We start from the raw sequence: 11,444 nt of genomic DNA on the forward strand, positions 1-11,444 counted from the left end.
CAAAATCCACTTATGTGGTTTATAAAAGTAGCCGCGAATTACCTTCGCCCTAGCTCTAAATTAATTAATTCAAGAACACTGAACCGTTTCGTTCAATTCTCATAGCACTTCTGCCTTGTGCTGCATTGGTAGCTTCCTTAAATGTGACTTCCAAGCTTCCTGGTTCTGAAGAACCTTGTGGAGTCACTATCAACTGTCCGCCATCTTGTCGTTCAAATGTTACTGTTACTGGTGCTTTTAAAGCTTGCAGCGTTACATCTGACTTACCTTCTAGCGATCGCGGTGCCGTATCGCCAATCACTTGGAAAGTTATCTTAGCCGCAGTATCATTCACTAACTTGATATTAACCATCCCATTGGTGAGTGCGATCGTCGCACTAGGGGTTTGCCGTGGTTCTACCAGTGGTTGTTGGTCATTGGAAACCGCTGGTGATGAAGGCTGTTGAGTTCGATCGCCAGGAATTGGGCGTGGTGGTCTAGCACCTGGGCGTGGTGGTACGGGAGACACTTGCCCTTCAGCCGGAGGAATTGGGCGTGGTGGTACGGGAGACACTTGCCCTTCAGCCGGAGGAACTGGGCGAGGTGGTGTGACACCTGATTCCGGCGATCCGGGAGCTTGAGAGCGGTTGTAGGGTGGTTCGCTAAAAATGCTAGGACTTGGGTTAACCTTAACAGTAGATTCTTGTGCTAATGCTTGAGGAATTGCTGGCAGACTAATTAGCAACCCCCCACAAAGAGCGCCAAATAACTTGCCAGACTTGCGGAAATTTTGAGACTTCATATTTGTTCTTAACTCCTAAAAAAAAGTTCAATTTTTGTTACAAAGAATTTCTCCAACCGGAAATAAAATTAGGTTTTATCGGTCGTTGAATATATTTAAATTTTTAACAAACTACTCGATTTATCGCATCTAGCTAAGGATACGAAAAGTATCTAAAAAAAATGAACAGATTTCATTCTCAAGATTTAAAGTCTTAATCATTGTCATTAAGCACTTTGTGTAATAGCCAAATTTAATATACTGCTAAAAAATAAATTTTCGCGCTAATAACTAAGGTTATTTTGAATAATTTAAAATTTTACATCTATCACAAGAAGTAAAAATTTATTAACAAATTAATACTCAAGAGTTATTGGCAAAGTGATAGTAAAGGTAGTGCCAATGCCTTGGGTACTTTCAACTTGAATATGACCGTGATGATGTTCGACAATAGCTTGAGCGATCGCTAATCCCAATCCTGAACCTGTAGCGCTGGCTGTATTCTCCGCCCTATGAGTACGTGCCGGGTCTACTCGATAAAAGCGGTCAAACAAGCGTGGTAGGGCTTCGGCTGGAATTCCAACTCCGGTATCACTCACCTTAACTTGCAACTGGGCACTGGTGTTACGTAGTCCAGAAACACGATTTATTCCTTCTATTCGCGCCAATTCCACTTTCACTCGTCCACCTGCTGGAGTGTAATGCAAAGCGTTAGCAATTAAATTTGTGAACAGCCGCATCAATTGATCCCAATTACCTACAAGAGTAAACCAATTCTCCAGTAATTCGGGGCTAGTTTCAGAGATAGGAGGGTCAACTAAGTTTAGAGAAAGGGCGATTTCTTTCTCAGGGATTAACAATTGTTGTTCTTCAACCACCTCTATTAGCAAAGCGTCCAACGGACAAGGCGAAAAAGTATCTTTGCTAATACCACTATCCTGTCGTGCTAGGAAGAGTAAGTCATTGACTAACTTACCCAAACGCTGCGTTAACCGTTCCACCACCTTTAACTGTTGTCGATATTGCAAAGAAGTAGTCGTTTCTGTCTCTGCTAAATCCAAGTCAGCAAGCGCAACTTGGACATTAGTTTGAATCAAAGTAATCGGACTTCTCAGTTCGTGGGAAGCATCAGCAGTGAATTGTTTAAGACGTTGATAAGATTCACCCACCGGTTCCATCGCTTTACCCGAAAGAAACCAACCACTTGCACCTACAGAAAGCAACATTAACCCAATACCTAATGCCAAATCAAAAATTAACTGGCGACTAGGTTTAGTAACTTCAAACCAAGGATGACTAACGCGCAGATATCCTAATACTTGGCGTTTCACCTCTACGCGTTGGGTGACTTGTCGTAATAAGAGTGGGGAGTTAGGAATTTTGAATTTTGAATTTTCACTCTCTGCTTTGACTACGCGTACAGTTTCACCAGTGCGATTGACACGAATGGGAATATTTAGGGGTTCAGATAGCGTTGACCAAAGTAATTTACCAGTTGGACTAAACCATTCTAAATCAATGTGGTCATCTTCTACAGCGTCGGTATTATTACCAAAACTGGCTTCTACATTAATGCGAAATTTATCTGCATCAGTATTAATTGGCTCAAATATTAGTGTAGATGCACAACCACTGCTTGTGAGACAACGCTCTACTATTTCCACTACATGGTTAAGGGTGTCATCAATCCGCTCAATCAGTGTAGTACGAACGTATAAATAAACGCCACTGGCAAACAGTAGCAGTAATACAGCAGTGACGGCAGTGTACCAAATTGCAAGACGGCGGCGAGTAGCTTGAAACATCTTCTTATCACCTACTTTTTTTGACTAAATATCATCAGATTACGTCTTCAGAATAATTTTAAATTACTTTTAATTATCAACATTATTTCAAAAAAATACTGGTTAAATTATTGGCGATCGCATCCAACTTTAACGCTCAAAAAAATATTACTTTCTCTGCAAAAATAATCTCAATATAACTTTGATTCCATTAGCTGAGGGGTTAAATACAAAATTTAATTTTTGTATGTGATGAGTTTCTACGCGTCTTATGCAACAAAAGGTAAGGGCTTTTAAAACCTAGTCTCTAGCCAGAAGTTATATCAATTTTAAAAAAGAATCCGACAAATAGACTATTTGTAGAGACGCGATGAATCGCGTCTTTACCCAAGGATGTTAGGAACGAGCATCTAAAGAAGCGTTATTACGAATTACAAATGATCGGCTGTCGCGCATTTAATTTGCACAACTAGGGGGGGCAAGATGCCCACCTCACAAGAGATTTATTTTTTTGGAAGATCCAAATTAAAAGATTTTTAGCTTATTAAACCTCTACCAAAACGGCCTTGCGCAGATTGTCAATCACATCACTCAGATTACCTGTATTCAAGCGGTAACTCAGAGGATGAGCAATCAATCGCGCCGTGCTTTCATACAGACTAGCAATTTCAATCAAACCATTTTCGCGTAAAGTCCGCCCTGTAGAAACCAAATCTACGATCGCTTCTGACATTCCAGTAATCGGGCCTAGCTCTACTGAACCATACAATGGCACTATTTCCACAGGTAAATCCAGACTATGGAAATATTCACGAGCGCAATTGACATATTTTGAAGCAACTCTACCATGCGGTGGTAAATCTAAAGGCGATCGGTAAGCACTTGATTCTTTTACCGCCACTGACATCCGACAATGACCAAACTGCAAATCTACCAAGTGAGCAACTTGCGGCTGCTTCTCCCGCAGCACATCATAACCAACAACCCCTAGTTGTGCTTGACCATATTCCACATAAACGGGCACATCTTGCGCCCGCACCAGTAAAGCTTTTGCAACTCCTTTAGTATCAGGAATTTGAAGTTGGCGAGTTCCTGAATCTAAAAAAGCACTAAAATCTAATCCGACAGCTTGTAGCAAACGGATGCTATTTTTAAGTAGTTCCCCTTTTGGCAATGCAACAGTCAGCATTTTTTTTATTGGTATCCTTAGCGTCTTGGTAGTTGAATAATATTGAGAATATCTCTATATGCTTACCACAAGCAGTATGAGAATTTTATTAGTTGATGATGAAGTTGAACTAACTCAACCTTTGAGCCGCTTGTTAACTCGTGAAGGTTATGCCGTAGATGCAGTTTATGATGGGACATCTGGCAGCGAACTTGCACAGGCGGGCAGTTATGACCTACTTATTTTAGATTGGATGCTGCCAGGAAAAACGGGGTTAGAGATTTGTCAGGAATTGCGCCGCCAAAGCAAAACCACTCCCGTATTGTTCTTGACGGCTAAAGATACTCTTGATGACCGCGTACAAGGTTTAGATGCTGGTGCGGATGATTATTTGGTTAAACCTTTTGAACTGCGAGAGTTATTAGCAAGAGTTCGTGCTTTATTGCGTCGTTCCGGTACTCAAACTTATGAGACTACCAGCGGACGACTTACTGTCGCTGATTTAGAACTGGATTGTGAAAATCAAGTAGCCTATCGCCAAGGACGAATAATTGAGCTATCGCAAAAGGAAAGCCAGTTGTTGCAATACTTTATGGAACACACTGGACAACTTCTGACTCATGCCCAGATTATGCAAAATTTGTGGCAAGAAGAAGAACCTAGTAGTAATGTGATAGCGGCATTAATTCGTTTGCTGCGCCGTAAGATTGAGGTAGGTAAAGAAACTGCGCTGATTCACACAGTCTACGGCAAAGGCTATCGTTTTGGTGCTTCCTCAATGGAGTCAGTTACTAACGGATAAGCATTGGGAACGAAACAGGTTATGTTAGTAACAAACGGACAAGCTGTCGTTACTAACTAATAAGTGTTGGTAACAAAACAGGTTGTATTGGTAAGAATACATAAGTTGTCGTTACTAACAGATAAGCATTCGTAACAAAAAAGTCAAGACATTTGGGACAGAAACCAAGTTGCACAATACTGGCTTTCAAATTCTTTGCTATACAGGGATTATGCTATAAAAATCATTGACAAAATGACTAGCAGCGACCCTGAGCTTGAGGCAATGGTGGCAAAAGCTTCAATCAATGCAGAAGTGGCACAGTTGATTTATGAAGCTAGAACAAAAGCAGGGTTAACACAGAAACAACTGGCTGAACTTGTTGACACAAAACAGCCTGTGATTGGACGGCCGTTTTGAAAAAAATGGATAAAGTCGAGCTTAAGATATGCCCAAAAAATGATTAATTTGAAGTTGCAGTTTGTCTCTTAATTGTTGCGCTTGTTGATAAGCTGCTGCACGCCATTTCTTGGAGTAGTTGTCCAATTCTACTGGGTGCAAAGGTTGAATAAAGTAACGCAAACGAGTTCTCATTGCCCAAACTCCCATTGAGGGAAACAGAAGTAAGGCAAACATTAAAGGTGACAAAGGTAAGAATGGTAGTTTGACTAGTCGTTGTAACTTGGTGAAATTAACGGCCCAAGGATGCAGAGATTCACTGCCGATGCAAACTACTGGCAGAATGGGAATATGATAGCGATCGCTCAACTGAATAAAGCTCACATCAAACTTTTCTAGTTGATAGCGTCTTCTCCAACCTTTCAAAGGCCCGCGAACACCTTCGGGTGCATATAAAAGAATTTTACCTTGAGCAAGCGCCCCCTCAAAATCATCTAATTCGGCTCGCACACCACCTAAAACCTGCGACCATTGAGGTGGTAGCCACCAAATCATCCAAGGATGCTCAAATAATACTGGATTTGCTATGGGTTGTACTACCCATCCTTTGGCTTCACTTAATAAATAAGCCAAGGTTAAAAAGTCCCAAGGAAAACACATTCCGGCATGATTCATCGCCACAATCAATGGCCCTGTTGGTGGCAAGTTTTCAACTTGTTGCAACTCTCCTTGAAAATAGTATTTAACTATAGGAACCAAAAGTTCTTTACGAAAAGCTTGTTGATATTTAGGATCGAATTCACCAACTTCTTTTCGAGGCGAACGAAAACCCAGACGCAACCAGCGACTCAGCAATGCTAGATAAAATCCGCCAGGAATTAAAAATAATCCATATTCTAGCCAATTCCAACCATCTGGATCTGTGTGATAGTGCTGCCAATGGCGGTTGAATAAAATTAACCACCCTGGAGGATACCAAAGACAAAACCAATCAAACCAGTTAAATATATAGCCTTCATCTGGTGAATTTTCCTGTTGACTGTTTAATAAGTTTTCGGAGTGTTGATTAATCAAAACAGTTAAAGATGAGGGTTAGGCAAAAGTTTTATCAATAGTGGATCGTAACTTTATAATTTTTTGACTAGCATCTGACCATAGAAGTAAAAATAACTACATATTTTAGAATCTATTTTAGATTGACAACGTAGTTCGGTTGAATGCAGTACAAAAGTAGAGATAACAACATGTTTTACCATACAATTATCTGTACTCACCTTGGCGTAGCCTCTGTCTGCAAAACGCTGTTCGCGTTCGTAAAAAAGTTGTCAGCTGCTATAGTTACTCAATTAGCGAGATAAAAAAGCTTTTATCAAGTACAAAATTAACTTTATATATAACAAATTAATTTAAATATGAATCATGAAAGTGTGGCGCACTAGCAATTGTTTGGCTGTGTGCGATCGCCAATAATTATTTAGTCAAATTGCTTTAGATAATACTATCTTGCTATCCCATATTAAGCAAAACTTAATGTTTATTTTAGATATACCTTCTACACTAAACACTAAGCCGTGAAGACGATAACTGAATTTTGATGTTTCGCCAAAAGATGAAATTGATAACGACTAATGATTATTTAAATTCTTCCTCAAGCTGGAGACGAATGGCGAGACATCTGTCCTACTCTTCCTACTATGGAACTAGAAAAGCCACTCAAAATTTCAGATTTGATCCGTCAACTTCGGCAGCAACTCGATCTCTCTCAAGAAAAGTTTGCAGCTAAGTTAGGAGTTTCTCTACGAACAATCAATCGTTGGGAGAACGGAGCTACAGTGCCTTCACAGATGGCACTAAAGCTGATTGAAGAAATGTTAGAGAAGATGGGCAAAGCAGACAAAAGACTAGCACACAAGTCTCTCCCAAAATCGGAGCAACGGGAGGACTCTTAAGATGATGGTGAAAGTACCTGAAAAATTTTTGATGATGCGTTCTCGGTTCATAGCTTTTAGTGTGATGATTCTGGCAGTCATGACGGCAATGCTGTTGACAAAAGTATTATTGCCAGTTTTCGATCCGAGCATATTTACATTATTTTATGCTGTTGTGGCAGTTAGCGCCTGGTATGGTGGTATGAGACTGGGAGTGCTAGCGATCGCTTTATCTGTGATAACTGCGCTCTATTTTTTGATCGATCCAGTCTACTGCTTCGATTTCCTCAGCCTGAAAGTTCTGGTACGATTAACCACATTCTCACTAGTCTCCTTCTTAATTACTGCGCTTTCTTCAGAGTTGCGAACTGCTAGACGCAAAGCAGAGACAAGCCTCAAATTGCTACAAAATAGCGAAATGCGGTTTAGCCGATTGGCAGAATCCAACATCATTGGGGTAATCGTAACTAATATGAACAACGGCTGCATCATCGAAGCCAATGATGCTTTTCTGAAGATGATCGGCTATACGCGAGAAGATTTTTCTGCTAACCAAATCAACTGGCGCGAGATTACCCCACCTGAATATCTTCCTTTGAGCGAACGTTCGGTGGAAGAAGTAAAAACTACTGGAATATGTAAGCCTTTTGAGAAAGAATACATTCGTAAAGATGGCGATCGCATTCCGGTTCTGCTCGGTTCTGTAATCCTGGGAGACACTCAAGAAACGGTCATTGCCTTTGTTGTTGATTTGAGCGAACAGCAAGCTGCGCTACGCGAACGCAAACAAGCAGAAGCGGCATTACAGCAAGCCAATCAGCGGAACACACGCACTCTAGAAAACATGAGTGATGCATTTATGACTCTAGACCGAGATTGGCGAATCATCTACCAAAATGCCCAAGCAGAGCGAATTAACAATAAACCCCGCACAGAGGTTATTGGTAAGTCGCACTGGGAGGAGTGGCCGATATCGTTAGGCACAAATTTAGAGCTAAATTACCGACGGGCGATGGCAGAGCAAATTCCCGTCCATTTCGAGTATCATCACTACTTACCACCCAAATATGACTTGTGGCTAGAGATTCACGCTTATCCCAGTGAAGATGGTCTTGACATTTTCTTCCGAGACATCACTGAACGCAAACAAGTAGAACGAACTTTGCGACAGAAAGAGGAGCGTCTGAGGTTAGCGAACGAACGGTTTGAGTTAGCTGCATCTGCGGTCAACTGTCTGATTTATGACTGGAATATAGAACAAGATAGCGTTGAAAGAACTGATGGGTTAACTCGAATTTTGGGCTATTCTCTCGCAGAAGCGGAAGCAACTGGTAGTTGGTGGCGCGAGCTTGTCCATCCAGAAGATTTGCAATATGTACAAGAAGAGACGCGAGTTGCTTTGGCAAATAGCGATCGCTATGCTGCTGAATACCGAATTCGCAACAAAAACAATCAGTATATTTATGTATTAGATCGAGGGATAGTAGTGCAACGGGATGCTGATGGAAAGCCAGTACGTTTAGTTGGTAGCACTACAGATATCAGCAAACGCAAACAGGCAGAAGCAGCAATCCAAGCAAGTGAGGAACGGCTCAGGAGTTTTGTGAAAGCTAATATAGTTGGCATTCTCTTTGGTGATGTGAATGGTAGCATCACTGAAGCCAACGACGAGTTTTTGCGAATTGTCGGCTATACCCAAGAGGATATCCAAGCAGGTAGATTAAGCTGGGCTGATATCACGCCATCTGAGTATCAATATTTAGATGAACTGGCTATCGCCGAAGCAATAGCGAAGGGAACCTGTACTCCTTATGAGAAGGAATTTATTCGCAAAGATGGTTCCAGCGTTCCAGTTGTAGTTGGCTACTCCCTTTTAGGAGAATCTCGGCATAAATCAGTCGCATTCATTCTGGATATTAGCGATCTCAAACAAGTTAAAAAAGCACTGAGTCAGAGCCAAGAGCAATTTCAAGCTTTTATGGATAATATTCCCGCCGCCGCATGGATTACGAATGCATACGGACGCGTACTTTATCTCAGTCCAACTTATTTGAGCACATTCAATGTAGCAACAAATAAGGCGATCGATAAAAACATTTTTGACTTATTTCCAGTCCAAATTGCTCAACCTCTCCTCGATAACATTAGAAGAGTTGCCGAAAGGAATCAGGTTGTTCAAACGATTGAGTCTGCCCCACGCACAGATGGCACCCTTGGCGAATTTTTTGTTTATAAGTTTCCCATTGCCGATGCCTCTGGCCAACGCTTGGTAGGAGGGGTTGCAATTGACATTACCGAACGCGAACGCGCCCTTCGCGAACGTCAGCTTGCAGAACAAGCTTTACAAGAGCGCAGTGAAAGACTTAAACTGCTTTCGGAAACGACCAGTGATTTGCTTTCAACCGAGCGCCCCTTGGATCTAATGAACAGCTTGTTTAACAAACTCTCGGCGCAAATGGATTTGCACTGTTACTTTCACTATTTAATCGATACACACGAAAATAAGCAGAAACTTCGGTTAGTAGCTTGGAACGGCATTACTGATGAAGTATTTCAAGCAATTGAATACCTGGAATTTAATCAAGGGATATGCGGACAAGTGGTGCAAGAACGTCGTCAAGTCGTCGTCAATAATGTGCCGCACTCTACCCATCCTCATGCCAACATCCTCCATGCTTTAGGAATTACAGCTTATGCAGGTCAACCGTTAATTGCTCAAGGAAAGCTGCTTGGTGTCCTTTGCTTTGCCAGTCGCACCCGTACCAATTTCACTTCTGGGGAAATAGCTTTATTACAAGCAACTTCCGATCAGGTGGCGGTTGCTCTGGAACGCGCTCAGTTAATGGCTTCGTTGCAGCGACGGAAAGAAGAATTAATCCAAGCTAATCGAATCAAAGATGAGTTTTTGGCAGTGCTTTCCCACGAACTTCGCACGCCGCTAAACCCGATTTTGGGATGGTCGAAATTACTACAAATGAAAAAGTATGATGAAGAAACCACTACTCGCGCTCTCGAAACCATTGAGCGCAATGCCAAGCTGCAAACCCAATTAATCGAAGATTTACTGGATGTCTCTCGCATTCTCCAAGGTAAGCTGAGTCTGAATATTGCTCATGTGAATCTAGAAACTGCGATCGCCGCAGCAATAGAAACTGTACGTCTAGCTGCTGAAGCCAAATCGATCGATTTGCAATTTACGATTTTAGACTTCGACGCGGGTACTCAGTCTTTCCCTGTGGGACACTACGCGAACGACAAGGCTCAGGAACCATCGAACGATTTGGGATTAGACAATTCTCAAATAAATTTAGACTCAATCGATTTTAATCAGCAACTTAACAATTTAAAATACCAAACTTCAAATTCTAAATTTTTAGTCAGAGGTGATTTTAATCGCTTGCAGCAAGTTATCTGGAATCTACTTTCCAATGCTATTAAGTTTACACCCCAAGATGGAAAGATAGAAATCAGTTTAGAGTCTGTTGCGTCTCAGGTTCAATTGCGAGTCAGTGATACAGGTAAGGGAATTAGCCCTGACTTTTTACCATTCGTCTTTGACTACTTTCGACAAGCTGATGGCGCAACCACTAGAAAATTCGGCGGACTGGGCTTAGGATTAGCTATTGTTCGTCACATTATTGAGCTACATGGCGGCACAGTTAAAGCAGAAAGTTTGGGTGAAGAACAGGGAGCAACCTTTACAGTCATGCTACCGCTCATCCAGGTCGATATAAATAGCCATCAGATTGCCTCTCAAGCTGATAATTTGCCCAACTTCAAGGGGTTGAAAGTTCTGCTTGTGGATGATGAGCGGGATACACGAGAGTTAATTGCTTTCATATTAGAGCAATCTGGTGCGGTAGTAATCCAGGCGGCATCTGCGATGGAAGCACTACGAATTATGCCTCAGTTACAGCCAAATTTGCTGTTAAGCGACATTGGAATGCCAGAAGTAGACGGCTATATGCTGATTCGTCAAATTAGAGCTATGTCACCGGAACTTGGAGGAAAAATTCCCGCGATCGCCCTTACAGCTTATGCTGGTGAGGTTGATTATCAACAGGCAATTGCCGCCGGATTTGGGCAGCATATCACCAAACCAGTGGAGCCAGCTAAATTACTTCGTGCGATCGCTAACCTAATTTATAGTTGTAGCAATTGTTAATTGAAAGACTCCATAATTTTGTATTTATAAGCTTTCAAACCAGAAAGCAACATTACACTTGCCTCATCGGTGAGATTTTAAGATAAGCTTAATATTTTTCAATTAGAAATTATCCTGAAAATCGACCAGGAACAAGGTAATTAAATTAACTTTTTTACTGAACTTATTGGGCAAGAATGAATCATACGTATCAAGATGACGCGATCGCCTGCTCAAAAATTATCTTTCCGATCCAACTTTTAGCAATATTTTAAGTACTATTGCTTATTGACAAATAGTATTTGACCTTAACCTCTCCCGACTACACCTGCCCAATTTCTCATGTTTTATGTCTAGCAAGCTTTTTGCCGTTTTTTATCCATCGAACTTGCGTTAAATTAACCCACCTAATGTGGCATTTCTGGGAGAAACAAAAAGCCCCAGGCGGGATGAGCTTGGGGCTTAAAGTTAGAATTATAA

8 protein-coding genes are annotated in these 11,444 nt (G+C 41.5%); 4 read left to right on the top strand and 4 right to left on the bottom strand.

Translation table 11 applies throughout. The annotated features are described in order from the left end of the window. Nucleotides 1–64: 64 nt before the first annotated feature. From RM368_RS11460 to hisG, 3 genes are all read right to left on the bottom strand, one after another. The gene (locus tag RM368_RS11460; protein WP_322694177.1) at nucleotides 65–781 is read right to left on the bottom strand and encodes a hypothetical protein; all 717 of its coding nucleotides are present in this window, start codon (nucleotides 779–781) and stop codon (nucleotides 65–67) included. Between the two features lie 335 nt (nucleotides 782–1,116). Then, nucleotides 1,117–2,565: a sensor histidine kinase gene (locus RM368_RS11465; protein ID WP_322694178.1), complete on the bottom strand. Its 1,449-nt coding sequence runs from the start codon at nucleotides 2,563–2,565 to the stop codon at nucleotides 1,117–1,119. A gap of 523 nt (nucleotides 2,566–3,088) precedes the next feature. Continuing rightward, the gene (gene hisG / locus RM368_RS11470) at nucleotides 3,089–3,733 is read right to left on the bottom strand and encodes an ATP phosphoribosyltransferase (RefSeq protein WP_322694179.1); all 645 of its coding nucleotides are present in this window, start codon (nucleotides 3,731–3,733) and stop codon (nucleotides 3,089–3,091) included. A 76-nt stretch (nucleotides 3,734–3,809) separates the two neighbouring features. Here hisG and rppA point away from each other — a divergent pair, with 76 nt between their 5' ends. Together rppA and RM368_RS11480 are read left to right on the top strand one after the other, a co-directional pair. Further along, nucleotides 3,810–4,514: a two-component system response regulator RppA gene (gene rppA / locus RM368_RS11475; RefSeq protein ID WP_322694187.1), complete on the top strand. Its 705-nt coding sequence runs from the start codon at nucleotides 3,810–3,812 to the stop codon at nucleotides 4,512–4,514. A 234-nt stretch (nucleotides 4,515–4,748) separates the two neighbouring features. Beyond that, nucleotides 4,749–4,913, top strand: a complete 165-nt coding sequence (locus RM368_RS11480; RefSeq protein WP_322694180.1) for a helix-turn-helix transcriptional regulator — start codon at nucleotides 4,749–4,751, stop codon at nucleotides 4,911–4,913. Nucleotides 4,914–4,934: 21 nt separating this feature from the next. On the opposite strand, the gene RM368_RS11485 is transcribed toward RM368_RS11480, so the two are convergent. Further along, nucleotides 4,935–5,966: a 1-acyl-sn-glycerol-3-phosphate acyltransferase gene (locus RM368_RS11485; RefSeq protein WP_322694181.1), complete on the bottom strand. Its 1,032-nt coding sequence runs from the start codon at nucleotides 5,964–5,966 to the stop codon at nucleotides 4,935–4,937. 620 nt (nucleotides 5,967–6,586) lie between these two features. Between RM368_RS11485 and RM368_RS11490 the strand changes: the two genes are divergently transcribed. Both RM368_RS11490 and RM368_RS11495 read left to right on the top strand, forming a co-directional pair. Beyond that, nucleotides 6,587–6,841: a helix-turn-helix transcriptional regulator gene (locus RM368_RS11490; RefSeq protein WP_322694182.1), complete on the top strand. Its 255-nt coding sequence runs from the start codon at nucleotides 6,587–6,589 to the stop codon at nucleotides 6,839–6,841. Nucleotide 6,842: 1 nt separating this feature from the next. Then, nucleotides 6,843–10,985, top strand: coding sequence for a PAS domain S-box protein (locus RM368_RS11495; RefSeq protein ID WP_322694183.1), 4,143 nt, complete (start codon nucleotides 6,843–6,845; stop codon nucleotides 10,983–10,985). Nucleotides 10,986–11,444 lie beyond the last annotated feature (459 nt).

Origin of the sequence: Nostoc sp. DedSLP03 (assembly GCF_034530815.1) — a bacterium.
Lineage (GTDB): Bacteria > Cyanobacteriota > Cyanobacteriia > Cyanobacteriales > Nostocaceae > Nostoc.

Coding starts and splice junctions, on each gene's coding strand:
- RM368_RS11460 (WP_322694177.1), bottom strand. CDS start 781: ATGAAGTCTCAAAATTTCCGCAAGTCTGGCAAGTTATTTGGCGCTCTT.
- RM368_RS11465 (WP_322694178.1), bottom strand. CDS start 2,565: ATGTTTCAAGCTACTCGCCGCCGTCTTGCAATTTGGTACACTGCCGTC.
- hisG (WP_322694179.1), bottom strand. CDS start 3,733: ATGCTGACTGTTGCATTGCCAAAAGGGGAACTACTTAAAAATAGCATC.
- rppA (WP_322694187.1), top strand. CDS start 3,810: ATGAGAATTTTATTAGTTGATGATGAAGTTGAACTAACTCAACCTTTG.
- RM368_RS11480 (WP_322694180.1), top strand. CDS start 4,749: ATGACTAGCAGCGACCCTGAGCTTGAGGCAATGGTGGCAAAAGCTTCA.
- RM368_RS11490 (WP_322694182.1), top strand. CDS start 6,587: ATGGAACTAGAAAAGCCACTCAAAATTTCAGATTTGATCCGTCAACTT.
- RM368_RS11495 (WP_322694183.1), top strand. CDS start 6,843: ATGATGGTGAAAGTACCTGAAAAATTTTTGATGATGCGTTCTCGGTTC.